Below are 23073 nucleotides of genomic sequence, written 5' to 3'. Positions count from 1 at the left end.
CGCGGCGCTCACAGGTTGTACTGCTTGCGCTTGCGATACAGGGTCGAAGCGTCGATACCCAGGGTCTTGGCCGCCTGGTCGAGGGTGCCGGCAGTGGCGAGCACGGCGCCGATATGCGCCTTCTCCAATTCATCGAGGCTCAGCGCTGCGCCGACCCGAGGCGCATTGTTGGCCGGTTGCTCGGCCATGCCGAGGTGACTGATCTCCACGCGTTCCTGTGGGCAGATGATGCTCGCCCGCTCGACCACGTTGCGCAATTCACGAATATTGCCCGGCCAGCGATAGCCGAGCAGCGCTTCGCGGGCTTCATCGCTGAACCCCCGCGCTGGCCGCGCGTACTCTTTGACGAAACGCGCAAGAAAGCGGTCGGCCAAGGTCAGGATGTCCTCGGCGCGCTCGCGCAACGGCGGCAAGTGCAGCGTAATAACGTTCAGGCGATACAACAGGTCTTCCCGGAAACGCCCATCGCGGACCATGTCTTCAAGGTTGAGGTTGGTCGCGGCGAGAATTCGAACATCCGCCCGGCGCGTGACCGGATCGCCGACCCGCTCATATTCCTTGTCTTGAATGAAGCGCAACAACTTGGGTTGCAACGTCAAAGGAAAATCGCCGATCTCGTCGAGAAACAACGTGCCGCCGTCGGCCTGATTGACTCGCCCCAACGTGCTTTCGCTGGCGCCGGTAAAAGCGCCGCGGCTGTGGCCGAACAACTCGCTTTCCATCAATTCGGCGGTCAACGACGGGCAGTTGATGGTCACACAGGACTTCTTCTCGCGCTTGCTCCAGCCGTGAATGGCCCGGGCCAGCTCACCTTTACCGGTACCGGACTCGCCAAGAATCAGAATGTTGGCGTCAGTGCTCGCCACTTGCCGCGCCGTCTCCAGTACGACTTTCATCGCCGGGCTGTGGGAATCGAGACCGTCCTTGGGCTTGCGCATCTCGCCTTCGAGGGCTTCGAGGCGCGCCGAGAGCTGGCGCACTTCCAATTGCTTGGCGGTCGCCAGACGCAATTGATCGGGGCTGCACGGTTTGACCAGATAATCCGCGGCGCCCGCCTGAATGGCATCCACAGCGGTGTCGACCGCCGAGTGTGCGGTGACGATCACCACGCGCATCCACGGCGCCTGGATACGCATTTGCGCGAGGACGTCGAGACCGTTGTCCTCGCCCAGGCGCAAATCGAGAAAGCACAGGTCAAAGACCTGGCGTTGCAGCAATGCTTCGGCCTGTGCCGCGCTGTTGGCGGTGGCCACCGTATAGCCTTCATCTTCAAGGCAATAACGGAACGTACGCAGGATGGCGGATTCGTCGTCCACCAGCAGAATGCGGCCTTGATGCTCAGTGGCAGATTCCATTTTTCCTACGCTCCATAGTGATTAGTCTTGGGTTAGTCCCGGAAAAATCGGGCAAGTTGCATGGTTGATTCTGAACGAAGCCAGTCATGGGAGGGTAGCCCTCTCCTGCCTTTACGGCCAATCCTTTGATTTTGTTGATTTTTTAAACAAGCCGAGATTTTCACGACGCGCCTTACGTCCTGTTCTGACATCTGCATCCTGCCATCAATTCCATAACTATGAATTCTCCTACGAAATAATCGTGCATTGCGCACGACCGCAGATGAGCCATCGTGCAGGATGCGTCGTAGCCTTTTTCTATATCAATCATAACTTGTTGATTTTATTGCGTTTTTTTCAATTAAAAAACTGGCATGCAGACTGCAATACCTCTGGTAGCCCGGGCAGACATGAACTGCCCCAACCGAATAAGAGTGAGGAACCCAGGATGACTCGCCAACGTGCCGCCCAACTGCGTATTTCGCCACTGCACATTCAGCAAGCTCTGTTTGGCGCACTTGCCCTGTTGATCACCCTGATTGCCTGTCAGCAGTACCTGCGCTGGGAACACAGCCAGCAGCCTGAGCCGCTGATCTCGGTCCAGCACACGACGCAAACGCACTTCAGTGCGGTCAGCAACAGCCAGGCTGAGAGCGCCTCGATGCGCATGATGGATGTCGACCAGGCGCAGCCACTGGACGAGCTACCACGGCAGGAACGCTGGGTGTTCTGAACGATTGAATGAATGAATTCGGCGCCAGACGCCGGAAACGCAAGATCCCTAAATAGAGAAGTAAGGAGAATCACCATGTTGAGTTGGGCAATCACATTTCTGATCATTGCCATCATCGCTGCAGTTCTGGGCTTCGGTGGTATCGCGGGCACCGCCACGGGTATCGCCAAGATTCTCTTTGTCGTGTTCCTGGTGATGTTCATCGCTTCCTTCTTCTTTGGCCGTCGCGGCCGAGGTTAACGATGAGTGCGTTAAAGACATTGGCAGCCGCCCTGCTCCTGGGCGGCAGTGCCATGGCGATGGCGGCCAACGACGGCCAGACCCGGGTCAACGAATTGCTCGCCGCAGACGAGCAGTACCGCGAAACCTGGGAAAGCGTGATCAAAAAGGAAGAGCGTGTACCGGAGTGGGTGATCAACCTGTCGGGTACCTCCGAGCAACAGATGCATGCCGTCACTGAAGATGGCGACAAATATCTGGTCGGCCCGCTCTGCGAAAATCAGGACAAGTGCCTGAACCATCGCTTGATCGTCGCCTTCAGCTTCGACAAGGACGACGCTTACGCCATGCTGGTCGATGTGCCCGAAGGCCTGCCGCAGGACAAGTCGCCGACGCGACACGCCACCTACCGCTTCTTCGGCAAACCCGACCAGGGCATGCAGGATCTGTTGATGGAAACCCTCAAGAAAGATCCGAAGTGGTATTGAATTGATTCGCACATGAAGGCAGCAGCCCTGCTGCTTTCCACTGCCCGACCCACCCCAGGGTCGAGGCATGACCAGGGGGCCGGGACGCTCTGACTGTTGCAAGGTCGGAGTGACCTACGGGTACAGGGAGTGCCTGCGCGAGGGCCGGGTCAGGGTCAGTAAAAGCTGCAACGCAGGTTCGCCAGCCCATCGCGGCTCGACGGACTTGCGCTGAGCTTCCCATTCAGCAAAACGTTGATCCAGAGCGCCCAGCTCAGCGTTGGAACCGACAATACTGCGCGGGAAAACATTTCGTGGTGTTTCCTGGCGACCGTATATCGACAAAAAGACCGTCCAAACAGTAAGACTTCTAGTCTCCCTACGTAGGCATTTTCCGAGATTTTTCGTCGATTTTTTTCGCTCAAAAAATAATCAATCTACGCTGCGATGGCCGGTTCACGGCACTTTTGCCGGCTGAAATGTCACAATCGAACCGATTGGGACGTCAGTTTCATTTAAAAAAGCTCATGCCGATTCGGCATAGGGTAGGCGTTTACGGCATTAGACGGCGCAACCTTGCATCGGAATAGTTGCGCCTTTTTTCGCCTGCCGAAGAGCCGTAAATACGCGCTTCGGGGCACCTTATACGGAGGCAGATGCACAGACTTTTCCGCTGATGAGCGTTCCAGTTCCTGCATGTGCCTGAGTCAAACGCAAGTAAGGGTAAAGATAATGAAGAAGGCAAAGCTTAGCCTCGCCTGGCAGATCCTCATCGGTCTGGTATTGGGGATTGCAATTGGTGCGTTGCTCAACCACTTCAGTGCCGAGAAGGCCTGGTGGATCAGCAACGTCCTGCAACCGGCAGGCGATATCTTTATCCGTCTGATCAAGATGATCGTGATTCCGATCGTCATCTCTTCCCTGATCGTCGGCATTGCCGGCGTCGGCGACGCCAAGAAGCTGGGGCGGATCGGCCTGAAGACGATCATCTACTTCGAAATTGTGACGACCATTGCGATCGTCGTCGGTCTGGTGCTGGCCAACGTGTTCCACCCGGGCACCGGCATCGACATGAGCACCCTGGGCACGGTCGATATCTCGAAGTACCAGGCGACCGCCGCCGAAGTGCAGCATGAGCATGCGTTCATCGAGACCATCCTCAACCTGATCCCGTCGAACATCTTCGCGGCCATGGCCCGCGGCGAAATGCTGCCGATCATCTTCTTCTCGGTGCTGTTCGGTCTCGGTCTGTCGAGCCTGCAGTCGGACCTGCGCGAGCCGCTGGTGAAGATGTTCCAGGGCGTCTCGGAAAGCATGTTCAAAGTCACCCACATGATCATGAACTACGCCCCGATCGGCGTGTTTGCACTGATCGCGGTGACCGTCGCCAACTTCGGTTTCGCCTCGCTGGTGCCGCTGGCGAAACTGGTGATTCTGGTTTACGTCGCCATCGCCTTCTTCGCCTTCGTGGTGCTGGGCCTGATCGCCAAACTGTTCGGTTTCTCGGTGATCAAGCTGATGCGCATCTTCAAGGATGAGCTGGTGCTGGCCTACTCCACCGCTTCTTCGGAAACCGTGCTGCCGCGGGTCATCGAGAAGATGGAAGCCTACGGCGCGCCGAAAGCCATTTGCAGCTTCGTGGTGCCGACCGGTTACTCGTTCAACCTCGACGGTTCGACCCTGTACCAGTCGATTGCCGCCATCTTCATCGCTCAGCTGTACGGCATCGACTTGTCGATCAGCCAGCAATTGCTGCTGGTGCTGACGCTGATGGTCACCTCCAAAGGCATCGCCGGCGTACCGGGCGTGTCCTTCGTCGTGCTGCTGGCGACGCTGGGCAGTGTCGGTATTCCGCTCGAAGGCCTGGCGTTCATCGCCGGTGTCGACCGCGTCATGGACATGGCCCGTACCGCACTGAACGTGATCGGCAACGCCCTGGCAGTGCTGGTCATCGCACGCTGGGAAGGTATGTACGACGACGCCAAGGGCCAGCGCTACTGGAACTCCCTGCCGCACTGGCGCAGCAAGGAAAAACTGCCGGCGGGTGAAATCTCCAAGAACTGATACAAAACCTTGTAGGAGTGAGCCTGCTCGCGATAGCGGTGTGCCAGACAACAGAGATGTTGAATGTGCTGCCCTCATCGCGAGCAGGCTCACTCCTACAGGGGACCGAGTCGAACATACAAACCCCGGAGCAATCCGGGGTTTGTCGTTTCTGGCGACCCCGCTATCATTCGCCGCATTCTTCGGGGGATTTGACTGATGCTTAATGGCCTGTGGCTTGGCTTCTTCATCGTGGCAGCCGTGTCGGCGCTGGCTCAGTGGCTGATTGGCGGCAACGCCGGAATTTTCGCGGCAATGGTGGAAAGCATTTTTGCCATGGCCAAGCTGTCGGTCGAAGTCATGGTGCTGCTGTTCGGCACCCTCACCCTGTGGCTGGGCTTTCTGCGCATCGCCGAGAAGGCCGGGATCGTCGAATGGCTGGCGAAAGTCCTTGGGCCGCTGTTCCTGCGGCTGATGCCGGAAGTGCCGGCCGGCCACCCTGCCCTTGGCCTGATCACCCTGAACTTCGCCGCCAACGGCCTGGGCCTGGACAACGCCGCCACGCCGATCGGCCTGAAAGCCATGAAGGCGCTGCAAGAGCTCAATCCCAGCGCCACCATCGCCAGCAACGCGCAAATCCTGTTTCTGGTGCTCAACGCCTCCTCCCTGACTCTGCTGCCGGTGACCATCTTCATGTACCGCGCGCAGCAAGGTGCGCCGGATCCCACCCTGGTGTTCCTGCCGATTCTGCTGGCAACCAGTTGCTCGACGATCGTCGGCTTTCTCTCAGTGGCGTTCATGCAGCGCCTGCGCATCTGGGACCCGGTGGTGCTGGCCTATCTGGTGCCCGGTGCGCTGATTCTCGGCGGTTTCATGGCCCTGCTCGGCACCCTTTCGGCCACCGCTCTGGCGGGATTGTCGTCGATCCTCGGCAATCTCACGCTGTTCGGGCTGATCATGCTGTTTTTGATCATCGGCGCTTTACGCAAAGTGAAGGTCTATGAGGCGTTCGTCGAGGGCGCGAAAGAAGGCTTCGACGTGGCGAAGAATCTGTTGCCGTATCTGGTGGCGATGCTCTGCGCGGTTGGCGTGTTGCGTGCGTCAGGTGCGCTGGATTTCGGCCTGGACGGTATTCGTCATCTGGTCGAATGGGCTGGCTGGGACACGCGCTTCGTTGATGCGCTGCCGACGGCGATGGTCAAACCGTTTTCCGGCAGCGCGGCGCGGGCGATGCTGATCGAAACCATGAAGACTTCGGGCGTCGACAGCTTCCCGGCGCTGGTCGCGGCGACGATTCAGGGCAGCACCGAGACGACGTTCTATGTGCTGGCGGTGTATTTCGGTGCGGTGGGGATTCAGCGCGCGAGACATGCGGTGGGCTGTGCGTTGCTGGCGGAGTTTGCCGGGGTCGTGGGTGCTATCGCCGTCTGCTACTGGTTCTTCGGCTGATCATAGATCCATTGTAGGAGTGAGCCTGCTCGCGATAGCGGTGTAGCAGTCACCGATGATGGCGACTGACACACCGCTATCGCGAGCAGGCTCACTCCTACAGGGGTCGTGGTGTGTCAGCGGGGTTGTGGAGCTAATTTCTGGCCTTGTTCGACGGCCCAGGCCACGACTTTCGCAGTAAGCCGATCACTGGCCTGGCCAAACCCGGCCACCACCGCCGGGACCTGCACATCGTTCAGCGGCTGGCGCTCTTCAAAGCGGCGGCTGGCGAGGATTCGTTGGTCATAACCGCGCACCAGCAATGCGTCGACCCGCACCACGACGCCGGCCTGCGTGCCCTGATACTCCGTCTGAAACGCCTGCAAGCTGCCGCCCAGTTCCAGATCCGCCTGGAAGTTGCTGTCATCAGTGCTCAGCAACGTCACCCGACCATCACGCGCAAAGCCGTCGAGCAAGCGGTTACGCAGCAACACCGGCGCCGGATCGCTCCAGCGCGAGCCCTTGTAGCTGCTGATCATGTCGCCCTGGGGGATCACCGCAATACTCGGCCGATTCAATGCTTCGCTCGCCTGCCATTTATTCAAGCGCAGCGACCACGACTGAGCCGCCGCCGGGCTGGCCGAGGCGGGCACCTGCGCGGCGGGCAAGCGGTAGACATCCGAAGGCTCCGACTGGGGCAAAATCGAGCACGCGCCGATCAGGCTCAAGCCAGCGACGAGCAGGGCGATTCGAGTCAGTTTCATGGGGTGAATTCCTTGTTCTTGTCGCTGCCCAGCAGGTAACCGCTGGGGTTGGCCTCGAGGCGTTGGGAAATGGCGCGCAGCGAGGTCAGCGTCTCGCGCAGCTCGCGAATCGCCGGGGCCAGGCCGTTGAGGCCCTGCATGCCGTTATCCAGCGAATTCTGGTTTTTGCTGAGCAAGCCGTTGATGGTCACGCTGCTTTGCTCCAGCGACTTCATCGCCTGTTCGGCACTGCCCAAGGCCTGTTTGCCCTGATCGTTGAGCAAGCCATTGGCGTTGCGCATCAGCAGCGAGGTCTGTTCGAGCATGCTGCCGGCCTGTTTGCCGACAGTCGCCAATTGCTGCATGGCCTGTTTGATGTCGCCGCGCTGGTCGTTGATCGTCCCGGTGGTTTGCTCGAGATGGGCGAGGGTGCTGCTGACGCGTTCGACGTTCTCGGCGGAAAACATCTGGTTGGCGTTGTGCAGCAGCGCGCTGATGCCCGTCATCAAGTCGCTACTGTCGTTGAGCAGGCGCGAAATAGGCGAGGGCGAGGCGATGAGGGTCGGCAACTGGCCGTCGTGACCGCGCAGTTTCGGACTCTCGGGCGTGCCGCCGCTGAGCTGGATGATCGAGGTGCCGGTGATGCCAGTCAGCGCCAGTTTGGCCTGGGTGTCTTCCTTGACCGGCGTGTCGCCAGCGAGGCGAATCCGCGCCAGGACTCGCCGTGGATCCTGCGGGTCGAGGCGCAAGCTGACCACGTCACCGACCTTGATCCCGCTGTACTGCACCGAACTGCCCTTGGAGAGACCGCTAACCGCCTCGTTGAAGACCACTTCGTAATCCTTGAACTCGGTGTCGACGCTGGATTTGGCCAGAAACAGGCCGAAGAGCAGGGCGCCCGCCACGACGATTACCGTGAACAGGCCGATCAACACATGATGGGCTCGGGTTTCCATGTCAGACCTCGTTGAGCAGTTTGGCGGCGTCCAGCGCCGAGCGGCCGCGCGGGCCGTGGAAGTATTCATGAATCCAGGCGTCGTCGGTTTCCGAGACGACGTCGATGGGGCCGGCGACCAGCACCTTCTTCTGCGCCAGCACCGCCACGCGATCAGTGATGGTATAGAGCGTGTCGAGGTCGTGGGTCACCAGAAATACGCTCAGGCCCAGCGCGTCACGCAGGGTCAGGATCAATTGATCGAACTGCGCAGCGCCAATCGGATCGAGTCCGGCGGTGGGTTCGTCGAGAAACAGGATGTCCGGATCCAGCGCCAGGGCCCGCGCCAGTGCCGCGCGCTTGATCATGCCGCCGGACAGCGACGCCGGGTATTTATCCGCCGCAGACAGCGGCAGCCCGGCCAGTGCCAGTTTTACCGCCGCCAAGTGCTCGGCGTCATGGCGGCTGAGGCCGGCGTGTTCGATAAGGGGCAGGGCGACGTTCTCGGTCACGGTCAGCGAAGAGAACAGCGCGCCTTTCTGGAACAGCACGCCGAAGCGCCGTTCGATCAGCGAACGTTCATGTTCAGCCAGGCTCGGCAGGTTCTGGCCGAAGACTTTGACGATGCCTTCGCTGGGCCGGTTCAGCCCGACAATGCTGCGCAGCAGCACCGATTTACCAGTGCCGGAGCCGCCGACCACGGCGAGAATTTCGCCTTTGTACACGTCCAGATCAAGGTTCTCGTGCACGCTCTGGCTGCCGAAGCGATTGCACAGGTCACGGACTTCAATCACCGCCTCGGAGGGCGCGCGGGGTAAACGACTCACCAGCCCATCTCCATGAAGAACAACGCGGCCACCGCGTCGAGCACGATCACCACGAAAATCGACTGGACCACGCTGGACGTGGTGTGAGCGCCAACCGATTCGGCGCTGCCGCTGACCTTGAAGCCTTCCAGGCAGCCAATCGCCGCGATCAGGAAGGCGAAGATCGGTGCCTTCACCAGACCCACCAGAAAATGCTGAACACCGATGTCCGATTGCAGCAGCGAGAGGAACATCGCCGGCGAAATATCCAGCGACACCGCGCAGACCACGCCGCCGCCAACAATCCCCGAGAGCATCGCCAGAAACGTCAGCATCGGCAGCGCCACCAGGAGCGCCAGCACGCGCGGCACCACCAGCAATTCGATCGGGTCGAGGCCGAGGGTGCGGATCGCGTCGATTTCTTCGTTGGCCTTCATCGAGCCGATTTGCGCGGTGAAAGCACTGGCGGTGCGCCCGGCCATCAGGATCGCGGTGAGCAGCACGCCAAATTCACGCAGGAACGAAAAGCCGACCAGATCCACGGTAAAAATCGTCGCACCGAAACTGGCCAACACCGTCGCACCGAGAAAGGCCACCACGGCGCCGACCAGAAAGGTCAGCAGCGCCACGATGGGCGCGGCGTCAAGGCCGGTCTGCTCGATGTGCGCAATCATCGGCGTAATGCGCCAGCGTTTGGGCCGGAGCAGGCCACGGGCGATGACTTCCAGAATCAGCCCGACGAAGCCGAGCAACTGCATCGTGTCTTTCCACACCGTATCCACCGCACGGCCGATGCGCGTCAGCAACTGCACGCTGACGCTGATTTCCGCTTCCTTGATCGGCACGCAGAAATCGTTCAGTGAGCAATACACTGTTTGCAGCAGCGCGCGGTCAGCGGTGGACAGGGTGCAATCAGGGTGTTCGGCGGACTTGCCCAGGCGCTCGGCACCGAGCAATTCGACCAGCAACGAGGCGCCGGCGGTATCGAGGGCGCCCAGGCCATTGAGATCGATCGAGGTATTGCCGTCGTATTCGCCGTGCAGCTGTTCGCTCAGGCGTTTGAGCGCGGCGTAATGGGCGAGTGTCCAGTCGCCGGTGACCCGCAGGCGGGCGGGGCTGAGCGAGGTGTCCAGGTGGGCACTGCCGGGCGTTGGGCTGCTGGTCATAAGCTCCGTGCTTATACGGCTGTTACAAGAACCTACGTAATAGCACGAACCGGATTACTTTTCTTTGGCCGGTGTGCTGTTCGTGATGGCGAAGCGCAGCACGCCGATCAACTGGCCGTCCTCGGTCAGCACCCGCACCTGCCACTTGCCCGCCGGGTTGCCGGGGAAGTTCTGCTTGTGCGTCCACGCCCGGTAGCCTTCCTTGCGGCCGCCATGGATATCGAGGGCGATGCGATCGACCTCTTTGCCGTTGAATTGCCAGACGTGATAAATCCGCTCGTCGAGGCCACGCGGTGCGTTGATCGCGGTGTAGGCATAGAGCCCGCCGTTGCGGATCTGCTCGGCGCTGACGGTATCCAGGCTGGCGCCAGGGGTGCGGTCCTGCAGTTGCGTGCTGATCGCCACGTCAGTCATCCACAGCGTCGCCGGCGGCACCCACGAACGCAGCGCCCAACCGACGCCGCCGATGCCGACGGTGATAAACAAAATGGCCAGGGCGTTACGCACGGTACGGATCGGGAAGATCGACGCCAGGCTCGGGAACGACAGCAGCACGGCAATCCCCAGCGCCCATTTGAAACTCTGCGCGGTGGTCAGGTGCATGATCACCGGCAGCGCCGTGAGCAGGGCGGCGAACAGGGTCAGGGTGTGCAGCGCCAGAAACGCCCAGCGCCGTGGCGCCAGCCATTTGTAATAGAGCGGATCGACGATGGAGATCAGCGCGGCGACGCTGAGCAGGCCGGTGAAGATCAACTGGCCGCTGTTCCACGTCGTGGTGATAAAGAAAAACGGCAGAACGAAAAACAGGCTTTCCTGATGGATCATCTGCGTCGCGTAACGCAGCAACGGCTGGGGAATTTCGCGTTTGAAGATCCGCGTGAACAACCCGGTCAGGGTGTTTTCCAGCATCAGCCAGATCCAGCTCAGCAGCATGATCACGGTGATCCAGCTCGCCAGCCCCTGTTGGCGATCGACCAGAATGAAACTGCCGACCCCGGAGATAAAACCACCCGCCGCAATGACCCCGGGATAGCGCTTCATCAGTTCGAGAAGGCGCTGGATCAGGAGGGTAATTTTCGACATGGGGGCGATTCACGACAAGGTAGGGAAATACTCCGACAGAGTAGCGTCCGCCGGGCGTTGTGGCGAGTTGCGGTCGCGGAAACCAACACATACCTCCTGTAGGAGTGAGCCTGCTCGCGATAGCGGTCTCATTTTCAAAACTGATATCGACTGACACACCGCTATCGCGAGCAGGCTCACTCCTACAGGGGTTAGTGTTCGGCGGGTTTTCGGCGGTGAAGGCGCCAGCCGATAAGGATCAGCAGCAACACCCCGACGCCACCCGCCACCAGCCACAGCACCTGATCATCACTGATCAACGGCTTTTCGATCCTGAAATACCCCGGCTGCAACAGCAGCTCGCGCATGGCCTTGTTCGCTTCTTCCAGCGTCACGCCTTGCAGCTCCCGCGCCGGGTTGGCGAAGCGGCCGTCCTCGTAGTCGTTCAGCGCACTCCAGTAAAAATCCGCCAGGGCGCTGTTGCCTTGCACGGCCCAGGCCTGGTGGGCGATGGCGGCTTGTTTGATGCGGGCGAAGGTGGTCGGGTCGAGGCCGTTTTTCAGCAGGTCGGCCTTGAGATCCTCGAGCACCTGGATGGCTTCGTCGACGTCATCGCGATCCAGGTCGGCATTGAGGCTCATGAAGCCGACGCCGCCAAACACTTCGCGCTCGGCCCACGGCCCGTAAGACAACCCATGGTTGAGGCGAATCTGCCGGTACAGCGCCCAGTCGAGGTAATCCTTGAGAATATCGAACGTCTCGTCGTGCTGATCGTCCAGCACCGGCTCTGGCACCAGCCAGTGCAGCTTGGCGCCATCGCCCATGAAACCACGGGTGAGGGTGCGCTCATGCGCGGCGCTGACGCGCAGGTCCGGCAGCGGACGATGTTCGCTCGGCTCGACGGCTTGCAACGCGCCCCAGGTGCGCTCCAGATACGCCGGCAGCAACTTGTCGAGCTCGCCGACGACGATCAGCGTCATGTTGTTCGGCGCGTACCAGGCCTGGCGCACTTTCTCCAGTTGCGCTTGGGTCAGGTGGCCGACTTCGGCGCGCTGCGGGCATTTCAGGCCCAGCTCGACCGCCAGTTGATTGCTCGCGGAGTGGCCCAGGTCCTGACGATCGAGGAAGCGGCGCAGGCGCGTGTAATGGCCGCCGTCCTCACGCTCGACCACGCGTTTGGCGGCGTTGATCGCGTTGTCGTCGATGCGTGTCTGGGTCAACAGCGCGAGCAGCAGGTCGAGGACCTTGCGCTGGTTTTTCGCCGGAGCCTCGATAACAAACGTGGTGTCGGCGTTACTGGTGAACGCGTTCCAGTCGCCACCCAGCGCCTGCATGCGTTCTTCCAGGCCGCCTTCGCCCGTGGCGTCGATGCCGCTGAACAGCAAGTGTTCGAGCAAATGCGGCAGCTCTTTGTCTGCGCAATCGAAGTCATCGAGACCGACGCCGACCACCAGACGAATCGCCACGTGGCCGCGCTCGGTGCCGGGTTTGAGCAGCAACTGCAAACCGTTGGGCAACGCATAGCCTTCGACCTGAAAACGATCCAGGGCAAAAGCGGGCAGGGAACCGAGCAACAGACAGGCGAACAACAGGCAACGCATAACAGGCTTCCATACGGCTGATTTGGAGATCCGTGTCGTCAGTCAGACCGCTATCGCGAGCAGGCTCACTCCTACATTTGAAATACGCTCCCCTGTAGGAGTGAGCCTGCTCGCGATAGCGGTCTCAAGGGCTGAATCACTGTAACTGACTGACCCCAGCCCCAGACGTTCAAGGCGAATGCGTAATGTCGGCGATATCATCCAAGGCCAGCGCCCCGGTGTCCGCCGTTTCCAGCACCACATAGGCACTGCCGCAAAACAGCGAGTTCAGACGTTTCATATCGGCAATCAACTCCAGGTGCAGCGAACTGGTCTCAATACTCTGCACGATCTTGCGTTGCAAACGGCTGACGTGGGCATGGGCCAAGCGTCGTTCTTGTGCGCGAAAGCGACGTTTCTCGCGCAGCAACTGCCGGGCACTCTCCTTGTCGCCACTGAGAAACACCGACAGCCCCAGCCGCAGATTGGCGATCAGTTGCTGCTGCAGCCCGGCCAGATCTTCCAGGCCTTCCTCAGAGAACGAACGCCGTTGCGAGGTTTTCTGCTGCTGGATTTTGCGCAACATGCGCTCAATCAAATCAGCACCCAGTTTCAGGTTGATCGCCAGTTCGATGATCTCGGCCCAGCGCCGGCTGTCCTGTTCGCCGAGGTCCTCGCGCGGCATCTGCGCCAGGTAGAGCTTGATTGCGCTGTACAGCGACTCGATGTCGTCCGTCATCCGGCGAATTTCCTGAGTCACTGCCGTTTGCTTGCCGCGCAGGACATCAAGGCTGGCGTCGAGCATGTTGTCGAGCAGATCGCCCATGCGCAGGGTTTCTCGCGCGGCGTTGGCCAGCGCCAGACTCGGTGTCGACAGCGCCGTCGCATCGAGGTGACGGGGCTTGGCCGTGCCATTGACCTCCGGGCGCTCCGGCAACAGCCAGGCACACAGCCGCGCCATCGGCCCGACGCTTGGCAGCAGAATCAGGCAGCGCGCGGTGTTGTACAGCAGGTGAAAGCCGATGACCATTTCCTGCGGGCTGAAATCGAGGCTGTCGATCCAGTGCACCAGTGGATCAAGCACCGGGATGATCAGCAGCAGGCCGATCAGTTTGTACAACAGGCTGCCCAGCGCCACCTGGCGGCCGGCGGCGTTCTGCATGCTGGTGCTCATGAACGCAAGTATGCCGCTGCCGATGTTGGCGCCGATCACCAGACCGATCGCCACCGGTAAGCTGATCACCGCAGCGCCGGCCAGCGTGGCGGTGAGCAGCACGGCGGCGAGACTGGAGTAGGAAATCATCGCGAACAACGCGCCGACCAGGGCGTCGAGCAGAATGTCGCCGGTCAGCGAGGCGAAGATCACCTTCACCCCTTGCGCATGGGTAATCGGCGCGGCGGCCTCGACGATCAATTGCAGCGCGAGAATGATCAGCCCCAGGCCGATCGACACCCGGCCCATCTGCCCGAGCCGCGTCTGCTTGCGCGAGAGAAAGAAAATCACCCCGAGGAAAATCAGCAGCGGCGACAGCCACGACAGATCGAAAGTCAGCACGCGCGCCATCAGCGCCGTACCGACGTCGGCGCCGAGCATGGTCGCCAGTGCCGGGGTCAGCGCCATCAGGCCCTGGCCGACAAACGAGGTGACGAGCATGGCGGTGGCGTTGCTGCTTTGCACCATCGCCGTGACCAGAATGCCGGCGACAAACGCCAGCCATTTCTTCGACATGTTCTGGCCGATCACATGTCGCAGGTTAGTGCCGTAGACCCGCAAAATGCCGGTTCGGACGATGTGCGTACCCCAGATCAGCAGGGCGACGGCGGAGAGCAGATTGAGCAGGGTGAGCATGCAGACCCCCTGTAGTAGCAGCGCCCCAGAGGGGCAAGTGGACGGCACCGCGCGGTTTCTACGTGTTGGATACTTAAGCTGTAGTTGGCGAACGGTCTCGGCGCCAGCATTGCACAGCTAAAGCGCGGATTGAAACAAAAGTGTCATGGAAACAGCTTCGTCCGATCTTTGAACGCAGCGCAAACAAATGTAGGAGTGAGCCTGCTCGCGATAGGGCCATCAGCTCCAACATCATCGTTGACTGACAGACCGCTATCGCGAGCAGGCTCACTCCTACAGGTTTGTGGCTTTGCAGGATCAATCGCTGAAGTGGTCTCTGCTCAGGCCAACGTCAATTAAATACCTGGCCGTCTTCACATCCCGCTCATCACATCGCGCATAGCACTTGATGTGCATCAGCAGGCTGTATTTGTGTGGAACCAGAAGAATGACCCCATCCGCCTGATCAAAAAGCTTCGCTTGTAGCTGTCGCCTTTCATCATCGCTCTGCACTTTGATCCAATCATTTCCCTCAACGGGTTCAGGAGTCCAGTTGGCGTTCCTGAACATCGTTTGAAGCTCCTCCAAGAGGCAGTTGTCTTATCGAAGGGAAGCGATTCAACCATTGGCGACGTCGTTATGCCGTCTACTTTTCCCTTGGTGTAGCCCACCGCGCCGTAGATTGTTTTGGGCAAGGTAAAGCCATGCTCGGGATCATCAAAAGTAATCACGACCGGGCTGCTTATCCAAGTCGAGTCGACCTTGGGAGGGTCACTTGGATATATGGCTGTTTTCCGTTCAACAGGGAAACTGGAGTCTTTGACGACTTCGGCGTATGGCTTGCCAATACGAACAACCAGAAAATCCATTGGAAAGTGAAAAGACGTCAGGCACACGAACAACAAGCAGAACATTGCTGTGCGCCAGTATCGACTGTGCCCCCCGTAGCAATTTTTCACTTGCGACTTCGGTTATGAGCCGTATAGCGCTTGCTCATTCGCTGTAGTAATCCTTTCCTACGCTGACATCGATCAGATACTTAGCTGTCTCCGGATCGCGCTCATTACAGCGGGCGTAACATTTGACGTTGAGCGCGAGACTGTACTTATGAGGGATCAAGAGCACTGCCACCTTGACGTGATCAAACAACTCGACCTGAAGCGCCTTTCGACTGGTTTCATCAGCCGTATTCACCCAAGGATTTGTCTCACTGTTCCACTCTACCCATCCGGCGCTTTTAAGATGGCTCTGAAGTTGATCAAGCACCGCCATGAGTTGGTCGAAGGGCAACGTTTCGAGCATCGGAGAGGTCGTCATATTCGAAACCTTTCCCTCGTCAAATCCGATTGAGGCGAATTTGGTGGCAGGCAACGTAAAGCCGTGCTCCGGGTCATCGAAATGGATAATAACTGGTGAGGAAATCCAGGCTGAGCTCGGATGCCGAGGATTTCCAGGGTAAGTCACAGTGTGAGCTGCCACGCTAAATGTGGAATCGGCAACTGTCGCATCGTAAGTTTTTCCGATATGAACTCGCAGGGTGTCCGTACCCCAAGTGGAATACGCGATTCCCGCCCCAATTAAAGCAGCAGCGAGAATTATCACGAAGCGCTTTCTCGACAGCTGGATCACTGCACTCCCCCACCCTTAGAAATTTCTGTTATGGACTGCGTGAGTTTTGCTCGTGAAGCAGGGTCTTTGAGCAATGCATCGAACTGACTAGCCGCTCGGATGACGAACTCCATCCGTTGATCTTTGTCAGCCAAATTAGCCAGTGGGTTGCTACCAAATGCGACTTTTCTTTCGTCCGGAGCTTTGCATTGACTTGCAAGGGTCAACTGAATTTCCTCAGCCGCTCCTGACATAATTCCGGTAACCACGGATACCGCGTTGCCTGCGTGTGTCCCGCGCATCAGGTAGGAAAAGTGTGCATCGTCGTACATCGCTGGCTGCAAAATATTGATTTGTTCGTGCTGAGCCATGAACTCAACACTTTTGGAAATCCTTCCTTCATCAATGGCTTTGAACGTGTCACTGACTTGCGATTGCACCAGCCCAAATTCAACTTTACTGGAAATAGGCCACAGCACTTCGTTTTTAAGTTTATTGCGCAGCGGGAGACACGCTTGCATCTCTTTGAATCCCCGCACCATAAAAAACCGGTGCAACGGATAAACGTCCAGAAACAGCGATGTATTACCCAGCGCCAACATCTCATACACATAGTCCAGCTGTTGCTGAACCACTGAACGTGGGTTATCGCCGAAGGTGATGTCCTCGGTCGGCATCGGATTGGCCGCCCGAGCCTTTTCCAGCTCCTGTTCCGCCTCGGGATTGGTCCTGCTGAATTTGAAGCCGAAACCTTCGAACAGCGTTTCAGATGGTGCGGTTCGGAGCTTTTCCTGTGCCGCCTTCTGTGCAGCGATGGCGGTTTGCAGTTTAGTGGCGTGGATCAGCCCACACCCCACCTGCTTCGAAGCAAACGCCGCCAACCCTGCCCACTGAAAACGGTTATCCGCCAACCACAACTGCGCGTACGCGGCGTTGATCTTACGGTTGCGAGCCTGGGGGTCGGCGATGAGGACGCCGCCGGGGGCGACCCAGTCTTCGGCTTCTTTCTGGAAGCGCCGCCACAGGCAGTTGCAGGTCAGCAGCGGGACTTCGACGCGGGTTTTCGGATTGGGGCCGGCGGTGCTGGTTTCCCGTTTGCAGGTGGGCAGCTCGCAAGTGCTGTCCCAGAGTTTTTTCATGTCCAAGTCGTCTGGCGCGATGCATTGTGCAGTCATTGTTTCTTCCTTGAAGCTCAGGCAGTCCAGCGTACGACGGCGAGATCGGGCTGCAGGGTCGCGACGCTCTGGGTCATGCCCTGCGCATTGGTCAGGCCTTTGACGATACGGCCTTCAGCAGTTTCGATTTCATAGCCCTGTTCGGCGATGGGTTCGCCGTTGCCGGCACTGATCGCTTTGAATTCGACCAAGGGCTGGCCGATGATCGGCAACGGTGGAACGAACGGCGCAGGGGTGTGCGAGCTGCCGATAATCACATTGCCGGAACCGCCAATCACGACGCCGCCATGGCTGGCGGTGCTGTCGATAGTCATGGCGTTCTTGCCGTTGATGAACACAGTCGACGAAAAGGCGCCGCTGAGCGCCTGGCCGCAGGTGCACTTGTCGCCGAGGCGGGCGGCGGCGAGGCCGTTGAAGAACACGTCGCCGGAACCGCTGGCAATCGGGTTTGTACCGTGGCCGGGAATCGGGCAAGTGGTCGGGTCCGTGACGCGCGCGGCGGGTTTTCCAGACATGAACGTTCCTTGTTCGTCGTTGAGGCGAGCAGGGACGCTAACGAGCGAAGGTCGGTGAGTCAACCTTTTCGGCCCGTTTCGAATGGATGCGATATGCCGCTGTGGGAGCGAGCCTGCTCGCGAAAGCGGTGGGTCAGACAGCCTCTTCTTCGACCGATATGGCGCCTTCGCGAGCAGGCTCGCTCCCACAGGTTTGGTGTCCGATCCGGAGCGAAATTCGTTGTTGGGGATCCAGCAAGTCATCATGTTGGGTGAGCTGGCCATCAACCGCGTCCTCGACAACCTCGTGCCGCCAGCCTGAACACAGAAACAAATGTAGGCGTGAGCCTGCTCGCGATAGGGCCATCAGCTTCAACATCATTGTTGACTGACAGACCGCTATCGCGAGCAAGCTCACTCCTACAAGGGGTGTTGCCTGAAGACTAGCGGGTTATTGGCCCGGCATATCCTTGCGCAGTTTCACCGGATCCTGCTGCTTCTTTTTCCGGTCCATCGCGCCGCGCAATTTGATGTTGATCGCTTCCACCGCCAGCGAGAACGCCATGGCGAAGTAGACATAGCCCTTCGGTACGTGCACGTCGAACGATTCGGCGATCAGCACGGTACCGACCACCAGCAGGAACGACAGCGCAAGCATTTTCAGCGATGGGTGCTTGTCGATGAACTCGCTGATCTTGCCCGACGCCAGCATCATCACCAGCACCGCAACGATAATCGCCGCAACCATGACCGGGACGTGGGACACCATGCCCACGGCGGTGATCACCGAGTCCAGCGAGAAGACGATGTCGATGATCGCGATCTGGATGATGGTGTAGAGGAAGTTGCCGCCCTTGCCCGAAGGCGCGTCGTCGCTTTCGTCTTCGCCTTCCAGCGCGTGGTACATCTCCTGCGAGCTTTTCCACAGCAGGAACAGGCCACCGAAGAACAGAATCAGGTCGCGGCCGGAGATGCCCTGGCCGAACACTTCGAACAGGTCGGCGGTCAGGCGCATGACCCACGTGATCGAGAGCAGCAACAGGATCCGCGTGATCATTGCCAGGGCAAGACCGAAGATCCGGGTGCGCGCCTGCATGTGCTTGGGCATGCGGCTGACCAGGATCGAAATCATGATGATGTTATCGATACCGAGGACGATTTCCAGGGCGGTCAGGGTAAAGAAGGCAACCCAGATTTCGGGGTTGGTCAGCCATTCCATGTGTATTCCTTTGATGTGTTAAACCAAGACGCCAGCGGGCAGCTGGCGTGTTGGTGAGTTGATGCCGTTACAAAGTGCTGAACAGCGGGAAAGTTCCCAACAGCAGGGCGGCCACCAGTATGCACAGGCAGACCAGAACTGCCCACTTCAGGGTGAAACGTTGATGGTCACCGAACTCGATACCGGCCAGGGCCACCAGCAGGTACGTCGACGGAACCAGCGGGCTGAGCAAGTGGACGGGCTGACCGACGATCGAGGCACGTGCCATTTCCACAGCGGTGATGCCGTAGTGGCTGGCCGCTTCGGAAAGCACCGGCAACACGCCGTAGTAGAACGCGTCGTTCGACATGAAAAACGTGAACGGCATGCTCACCAGCGCCGTGATCACCGCCAGGTACGGGCCGAGGAAGTCCGGAATCACTGCCAGCAAACTTTTCGACATGGCGTCGACCATCCCGGTTCCCGACAGGATACCGGTGAAAATGCCCGCTGCGAAAATCAGACTGACCACCGACAGCACGCTGCCGGCGTGGGCCGCCACACGATCCTTCTGCATTTGCAGGCACGGGTAGTTGACGATCATCGCGATACTGAACGCCACCATGAACAGCACCGGCAACGGCAGCAGTCCGGCGATCAGGGTGCACATCAACACCAGGGTCAAGAGGCCGTTGAACCAGATCAGCTTCGGACGGCGGGCGTCGGGGAACTGCGACACGCTGATTTCGCTGTGATCGAGGTCATCGCCGATCAGGTGCAGTTCGCCCAGGCGCGCACGTTCACGCTTGCCGTAGAAGTAGGCAATGATCAGGATCGCCACCACACCGGCGCACATTGCCGGAATCATCGGCACGAAAATATCCGAAGGGTCGACATGCAGCGCACTCGCCGCACGGGCAGTCGGGCCGCCCCATGGGGTCATGTTCATCACGCCGCCGGCGAGGATGATCAGACCGGCCATGATCCGCGGGCTCATGCCGATGCGGCTGTACAACGGCAGCATGGCGGCCACGCAGATCATGTATGTGGTCGCGCCGTCACCGTCCAGGGAAACGACGAGCGCCAGCACGGCGGTGCCGACCGACACTTTCAGCGGGTCGCCCTTGACCAGCTTGAGGATCTTGCGCACGGCCGGGTCGAACAGGCCGGAGTCGATCATCAGGGCGAAATAGAGAATGGCGAACATCAGCATCACGCCGGTCGGCGCGAGCTTGGTGATGCCTTCGAGCATCATCGGGCCGATCTTCGGCGCGAAACCACCGAACAGGGCAAACAGGATCGGGATAATGATCAGAGCGATCAGCGCGGACAGGCGCTTGGTCATGATCAGGAACATGAACGTGATGACCATGGCAAAGCCAAGGAAAGTCAGCATGGGAATACTCCAGGCGTAGCGCGGCGAATGAAATGAGCGGATCGGGCGCGATCAGCGCAGAGCAGCAAGCACAAGGCGTACGGGTGGAGTGACAGCGAAGAGGCGGGTTACAGAGAACATCAGAATCACCATTGTTGTTGTTAATTGGGCCGGGCGTGCAAGCCATCACACGCGTTGGGCCAACCGGTCTGTTGCCGGAGGTGGGGCGATCCTAATCGCGGAAGCTTTCAGCTACCTTTCGGTAGCGAAAGCGTCGAATGAACGGTCAACCGGCTGTCGGTTGCGGCCAAAGTCAATGAATACGGAAACGGGAGCTTTCGGAATGAGCCAATTGCACAGCGGTGGTTGCCATTGCGGACATATCCGCTATCAGTTCAGCGGGGCGTTGCAGGACATCGCTCATTGTCATTGCTCGATCTGCCGCAAGGTCAGTGGCGGGATCGTCACGACGTGGATCACCGTGCCCTCAGCGAATTTTCGTTGGCTGGCCGGTACGCCGGCGCGTTACGACTCGTCGTCCAGTTGCAGGCGGTTTTTCTGCCCGAACTGCGGCGCACATCTGGCGCTGGTGACATCGCTCAGCCCGGACAGCATCGATGTGACCATCGCTACCCTGGAACACGCGGAGCGGGCTGCCGCCGAGCGGCATATCTGGACCGACAGCCAATTGCCGTGGCTGCACCTGGATGAGCACCTGCCCGGCGAAGCCGAAGAAACGCTTGATTAGAAAACCGACAAATCCAACCGCCGGACCGCGCCCATCCAGATCGCATGCTCGGTGTGATCAAGCAAATCATTGCCCGTGTCCGGGTGCAGGAACACCACCAGGCCTTTGCGGTGGAGCGCAAGCCACGGCAATACCTCGCCAAGGAGCTCTGGACCGAAGGCCAGTTGGCAGCTCCAGTCGGGGTGCGGTCCCACCGGACGCTCATGTACACGGCCCATTTTCACGGCGAACAACTGCACAGCCTGTTCGCACAAGGCACGCGCCTGCTCGATGGTTTGTGCATCGAAATAGACATGGGCGTGGTAGCCCTTGATCGCTTGCATGTGTACCTCTTCTGAATCGGTTCGAACCCTTGGCGGTTTCCACCGTCACAGGCCATATAGGACAACGATAAGGAAAACAGCCATGAAAAATGCCGAAACCCCGGCGATGAAAGTGGCGCTCTATGGTGCCATGGCCAGCCTGGGCGGTGCGTTGATGGCTGAATTGCTGCGTCGCCAGCACGAAGTCATCGCCATTCTCGACGATCTCACCGCGCTCGCGCCGCGCCCTGGGCTGCGCACTAAAACCGGCGATCTGTTCGACGCCGAGCGGGTCAATCAGAGTGTCGCCGGCAGTTCGGCAGTGATCTGCCTGCTGGACGCGCCGGGTTTGCCCTTCAATAGTGACCACGTTGAGCGTTCGGTAACGCTCGGGCCGGTCGAACAAGTGCTGGCCGTCGACGCGTTGGTTGAAGGCTTGCAACTGGCCAGCGTGCCGCGCTTGTTTCTGATCGGCAATTTCGGCGTACTCGACGAGCCGGACAGCGACGAGCGCCTGCAACGCCATGCTGCCGAAGAAATGCTCGAGGCCGTACAAAGCAGCTCACTGCGCTGGACTTTGGTCAATGCGCCGCATGGCGTGGCCGGATTGACGATTGAGCATTTCAGCCAGGTCGGCGGCAATCTTGAGCCGGGTCTGGCCGAACCGCTGGAGCGCTTGAATCGCGTCGCGGTGGGGATTGCCGATGAGCTGCGGCTGAATCTGCATGTGGGGGAGCATGTGAATTTCGTGGCGGCTTCAGCGATCTCTTGATCTTCATACCGCAATCGAGGGCAAGGCCAGACCGTTGAGCGATTCGGCGCTGCTGGCCTGCTCGGACATCAACCAGTCGACAAACTGCTGGATCAGCGCCCCGCGGCGTTTGCGTTGCGGCAGCACCACGTAATACCCGAGTCGCGACAACGTGGTTTGCGCCAGCGGCCGGCACAGCAGACCCTGGACCAGCAAGTTATCCACAAGGTGGCGCCAGCCGATCGCCACGCCCTGACCACCAATCGCCGCTTGAATCAGCAAGGTGTAATTGTCGAAACGCAACTGCCCCGGTGCCGGCGGCGTGGTGATGCCCAGTTCGCGAAACAGACCACTCCAGTCAAACCAGTTGCTGCTGTTTTCCCCGCGCAAGTGCAGCAGCGGAAACTCCAGCAGCGCCTGGGCGGGCAGGGGCAATGGACGATCCTTGAGTAATTGCGGACTGCACACCGGGAAGACCTCCTCGCTGAAGAGCCAATGGCTTTCGCCCTGCTTGAATCGACCGTCGCCAAACAGGATGGCCACATCGATATCGGTGCGCAGCATGTTGTGGTTGCGCTCGCTGGTGACCAGGCTGACGTCGACCTGAGGATTGGCGGCATGGAAGCGGTGCAAACGCGGCATCAGCCAATACGCGGCGAAGGCAAAATCCGTGGCGACCTGCAGCACTTCGTGCTGCTGCTGTGCGCTGATCGCGCTTAATCCGGCGTCGATATGGTGCAAACCGAGGGCCACTTGCTCAAACAGCAGGGCGCCGACCTCGGTCACTTCGATCCCCCGATAAATCCGATCGAACAGCCGCGCGCCGAGCTGCTCTTCCAACCGCTTGATTTGCTGGCTGATCGCCGGTTGTGTGGTGCCCAGCTCCACCGCTGCCGCCGTGAAGCTGCGATGGCGAGCAGCGGCTTCGAAGGCGCGCAGCAGGTCGAGGGACAGGCTTCCCAAGGCTTCATACATAAGCTGTGCTTATCCTAGTCATTGCCCGGCGCGGGCTTTACCCGATCCAGCATGGACTCCATGCTGGATCGCAGCAATGTCGCATAAATATTCACTATGGAATG

23 protein-coding genes are annotated in these 23073 nt (G+C 59.6%); 7 read left to right on the top strand and 16 right to left on the bottom strand.

The window, feature by feature from the left end; genetic code table 11:
- Positions 1-8: 8 nt before the first annotated feature.
- Positions 9-1355, bottom strand: coding sequence for a sigma-54-dependent response regulator transcription factor AlgB (gene algB / locus HU765_RS02330; RefSeq protein ID WP_186546271.1), 1347 nt, complete (start codon positions 1353-1355; stop codon positions 9-11).
- Positions 1356-1782: 427 nt separating this feature from the next.
- Between algB and HU765_RS02325 the strand changes: the two genes are divergently transcribed.
- The 5 genes from HU765_RS02325 to HU765_RS02305 all read left to right on the top strand — a co-directional run bounded on the left by HU765_RS02325 (position 1783) and on the right by HU765_RS02305 (position 6245).
- Entirely contained in the window at positions 1783-2067 is a 285-nt protein-coding gene (locus tag HU765_RS02325) for a hypothetical protein (RefSeq protein ID WP_186618882.1), read from the top strand.
- Between the two features lie 75 nt (positions 2068-2142).
- Positions 2143-2307, top strand: a complete 165-nt coding sequence (locus HU765_RS02320) for a DUF1328 domain-containing protein (protein WP_003177151.1) — start codon at positions 2143-2145, stop codon at positions 2305-2307.
- A 2-nt stretch (positions 2308-2309) separates the two neighbouring features.
- Entirely contained in the window at positions 2310-2774 is a 465-nt protein-coding gene (locus HU765_RS02315) for an inhibitor of vertebrate lysozyme family protein (protein WP_186618881.1), read from the top strand.
- Positions 2775-3485: 711 nt separating this feature from the next.
- The gene (gltP, locus tag HU765_RS02310) at positions 3486-4817 is read left to right on the top strand and encodes a glutamate/aspartate:proton symporter GltP (RefSeq protein WP_186618880.1); all 1332 of its coding nucleotides are present in this window, start codon (positions 3486-3488) and stop codon (positions 4815-4817) included.
- A 198-nt stretch (positions 4818-5015) separates the two neighbouring features.
- Positions 5016-6245: a spore maturation protein gene (locus tag HU765_RS02305; protein ID WP_186618879.1), complete on the top strand. Its 1230-nt coding sequence runs from the start codon at positions 5016-5018 to the stop codon at positions 6243-6245.
- A gap of 116 nt (positions 6246-6361) precedes the next feature.
- Here the strand turns inward: HU765_RS02305 and HU765_RS02300 are convergent, their stop codons facing one another.
- The 13 genes from HU765_RS02300 to HU765_RS02240 form a co-directional block, all read right to left on the bottom strand.
- Positions 6362-6988, bottom strand: a complete 627-nt coding sequence (locus HU765_RS02300; protein WP_186618878.1) for an ABC-type transport auxiliary lipoprotein family protein — start codon at positions 6986-6988, stop codon at positions 6362-6364.
- Complete coding sequence (locus HU765_RS02295) at positions 6985-7923, bottom strand: MlaD family protein (protein ID WP_186546265.1); 939 nt, start codon at positions 7921-7923, stop codon at positions 6985-6987. Before HU765_RS02295 ends, HU765_RS02300 begins: the two co-directional genes overlap by 4 nt.
- A gap of 1 nt (position 7924) precedes the next feature.
- Entirely contained in the window at positions 7925-8728 is an 804-nt protein-coding gene (locus HU765_RS02290; RefSeq protein WP_186618877.1) for an ATP-binding cassette domain-containing protein, read from the bottom strand.
- Positions 8725-9873, bottom strand: coding sequence for an ABC transporter permease (locus HU765_RS02285; RefSeq protein WP_186618876.1), 1149 nt, complete (start codon positions 9871-9873; stop codon positions 8725-8727). Before HU765_RS02285 ends, HU765_RS02290 begins: the two co-directional genes overlap by 4 nt.
- A 54-nt stretch (positions 9874-9927) precedes the next feature.
- Entirely contained in the window at positions 9928-10956 is a 1029-nt protein-coding gene (locus tag HU765_RS02280) for a DUF5924 family protein (RefSeq protein WP_186618875.1), read from the bottom strand.
- Positions 10957-11147: 191 nt separating this feature from the next.
- Positions 11148-12536: an insulinase family protein gene (locus tag HU765_RS02275; RefSeq protein ID WP_186618874.1), complete on the bottom strand. Its 1389-nt coding sequence runs from the start codon at positions 12534-12536 to the stop codon at positions 11148-11150.
- Between the two features lie 169 nt (positions 12537-12705).
- Complete coding sequence (locus HU765_RS02270; protein ID WP_186618873.1) at positions 12706-14364, bottom strand: Na/Pi cotransporter family protein; 1659 nt, start codon at positions 14362-14364, stop codon at positions 12706-12708.
- Positions 14365-14661: 297 nt separating this feature from the next.
- Complete coding sequence (locus HU765_RS02265) at positions 14662-14913, bottom strand: hypothetical protein (RefSeq protein WP_186618872.1); 252 nt, start codon at positions 14911-14913, stop codon at positions 14662-14664.
- Between the two features lie 423 nt (positions 14914-15336).
- On the bottom strand, positions 15337-15972 hold the full coding sequence (locus HU765_RS02260) for a hypothetical protein (protein WP_346727507.1): 636 nt from the start codon (positions 15970-15972) through the stop codon (positions 15337-15339).
- Positions 15969-17126 (bottom strand): hypothetical protein, encoded by a 1158-nt coding sequence (locus tag HU765_RS02255; protein WP_186618871.1) that lies wholly within the window; start codon positions 17124-17126, stop codon positions 15969-15971. The genes HU765_RS02260 and HU765_RS02255 overlap by 4 nt, the downstream gene beginning before the upstream one ends.
- Positions 17127-17143: 17 nt before the next feature.
- Positions 17144-17641, bottom strand: coding sequence for a PAAR domain-containing protein (locus HU765_RS02250; RefSeq protein WP_186618870.1), 498 nt, complete (start codon positions 17639-17641; stop codon positions 17144-17146).
- A 430-nt stretch (positions 17642-18071) separates the two neighbouring features.
- Positions 18072-18839 (bottom strand): TerC family protein, encoded by a 768-nt coding sequence (locus HU765_RS02245; protein WP_186546257.1) that lies wholly within the window; start codon positions 18837-18839, stop codon positions 18072-18074.
- A gap of 67 nt (positions 18840-18906) precedes the next feature.
- Positions 18907-20214 carry a CitMHS family transporter gene (locus HU765_RS02240; protein WP_186546256.1) on the bottom strand — a complete coding sequence of 436 codons (1308 nt, stop codon included), beginning with the start codon at positions 20212-20214 and terminating at the stop codon, positions 18907-18909.
- 322 nt (positions 20215-20536) lie between these two features.
- Here HU765_RS02240 and HU765_RS02235 point away from each other — a divergent pair, with 322 nt between their 5' ends.
- Positions 20537-20941: a GFA family protein gene (locus HU765_RS02235; RefSeq protein ID WP_186546255.1), complete on the top strand. Its 405-nt coding sequence runs from the start codon at positions 20537-20539 to the stop codon at positions 20939-20941.
- Here HU765_RS02235 and HU765_RS02230 read toward each other — a convergent pair.
- Positions 20938-21264 carry a DOPA 4,5-dioxygenase family protein gene (locus HU765_RS02230; protein WP_186546254.1) on the bottom strand — a complete coding sequence of 109 codons (327 nt, stop codon included), beginning with the start codon at positions 21262-21264 and terminating at the stop codon, positions 20938-20940. The two genes, HU765_RS02235 and HU765_RS02230, sit on opposite strands and share 4 nt — an antisense overlap.
- An 82-nt stretch (positions 21265-21346) precedes the next feature.
- Here HU765_RS02230 and HU765_RS02225 point away from each other — a divergent pair, with 82 nt between their 5' ends.
- Entirely contained in the window at positions 21347-22015 is a 669-nt protein-coding gene (locus tag HU765_RS02225; RefSeq protein WP_186618869.1) for an NAD(P)H-binding protein, read from the top strand.
- 3 nt (positions 22016-22018) lie between these two features.
- On the opposite strand, the gene HU765_RS02220 is transcribed toward HU765_RS02225, so the two are convergent.
- Complete coding sequence (locus HU765_RS02220) at positions 22019-22969, bottom strand: LysR family transcriptional regulator (RefSeq protein WP_186546252.1); 951 nt, start codon at positions 22967-22969, stop codon at positions 22019-22021.
- Positions 22970-23073 lie beyond the last annotated feature (104 nt).

This window comes from Pseudomonas sp. SWRI81 (genome assembly GCF_014268545.1).
Classification (GTDB): Bacteria; Pseudomonadota; Gammaproteobacteria; order Pseudomonadales; family Pseudomonadaceae; genus Aquipseudomonas; species Aquipseudomonas hamedanensis.
Note: the sequence above shows the minus strand (reverse complement) of the source record. Positions and strands in the feature narration are given on the sequence as shown.

Bases quoted from the DNA above. Each gene is read 5' to 3' on its own strand.
- HU765_RS02325 (WP_186618882.1), top strand. From the start codon at position 1,783: ATGACTCGCCAACGTGCCGCCCAACTGCGTATTTCGCCACTGCACATT.
- HU765_RS02255 (WP_186618871.1), bottom strand. From the start codon at position 17,126: ATGACTGCACAATGCATCGCGCCAGACGACTTGGACATGAAAAAACTC.
- HU765_RS02280 (WP_186618875.1), bottom strand. From the start codon at position 10,956: ATGTCGAAAATTACCCTCCTGATCCAGCGCCTTCTCGAACTGATGAAG.
- HU765_RS02230 (WP_186546254.1), bottom strand. From the start codon at position 21,264: ATGCAAGCGATCAAGGGCTACCACGCCCATGTCTATTTCGATGCACAA.
- HU765_RS02225 (WP_186618869.1), top strand. From the start codon at position 21,347: ATGAAAAATGCCGAAACCCCGGCGATGAAAGTGGCGCTCTATGGTGCC.
- HU765_RS02300 (WP_186618878.1), bottom strand. From the start codon at position 6,988: ATGAAACTGACTCGAATCGCCCTGCTCGTCGCTGGCTTGAGCCTGATC.
- HU765_RS02305 (WP_186618879.1), top strand. From the start codon at position 5,016: ATGCTTAATGGCCTGTGGCTTGGCTTCTTCATCGTGGCAGCCGTGTCG.
- HU765_RS02220 (WP_186546252.1), bottom strand. From the start codon at position 22,969: ATGTATGAAGCCTTGGGAAGCCTGTCCCTCGACCTGCTGCGCGCCTTC.
- HU765_RS02245 (WP_186546257.1), bottom strand. From the start codon at position 18,839: ATGGAATGGCTGACCAACCCCGAAATCTGGGTTGCCTTCTTTACCCTG.
- HU765_RS02275 (WP_186618874.1), bottom strand. From the start codon at position 12,536: ATGCGTTGCCTGTTGTTCGCCTGTCTGTTGCTCGGTTCCCTGCCCGCT.
- HU765_RS02240 (WP_186546256.1), bottom strand. From the start codon at position 20,214: ATGCTGACTTTCCTTGGCTTTGCCATGGTCATCACGTTCATGTTCCTG.
- HU765_RS02235 (WP_186546255.1), top strand. From the start codon at position 20,537: ATGAGCCAATTGCACAGCGGTGGTTGCCATTGCGGACATATCCGCTAT.
- HU765_RS02295 (WP_186546265.1), bottom strand. From the start codon at position 7,923: ATGGAAACCCGAGCCCATCATGTGTTGATCGGCCTGTTCACGGTAATC.
- algB (WP_186546271.1), bottom strand. From the start codon at position 1,355: ATGGAATCTGCCACTGAGCATCAAGGCCGCATTCTGCTGGTGGACGAC.
- HU765_RS02320 (WP_003177151.1), top strand. From the start codon at position 2,143: ATGTTGAGTTGGGCAATCACATTTCTGATCATTGCCATCATCGCTGCA.
- HU765_RS02315 (WP_186618881.1), top strand. From the start codon at position 2,310: ATGAGTGCGTTAAAGACATTGGCAGCCGCCCTGCTCCTGGGCGGCAGT.
- gltP (WP_186618880.1), top strand. From the start codon at position 3,486: ATGAAGAAGGCAAAGCTTAGCCTCGCCTGGCAGATCCTCATCGGTCTG.
- HU765_RS02265 (WP_186618872.1), bottom strand. From the start codon at position 14,913: ATGTTCAGGAACGCCAACTGGACTCCTGAACCCGTTGAGGGAAATGAT.
- HU765_RS02250 (WP_186618870.1), bottom strand. From the start codon at position 17,641: ATGTCTGGAAAACCCGCCGCGCGCGTCACGGACCCGACCACTTGCCCG.
- HU765_RS02270 (WP_186618873.1), bottom strand. From the start codon at position 14,364: ATGCTCACCCTGCTCAATCTGCTCTCCGCCGTCGCCCTGCTGATCTGG.
- HU765_RS02285 (WP_186618876.1), bottom strand. From the start codon at position 9,873: ATGACCAGCAGCCCAACGCCCGGCAGTGCCCACCTGGACACCTCGCTC.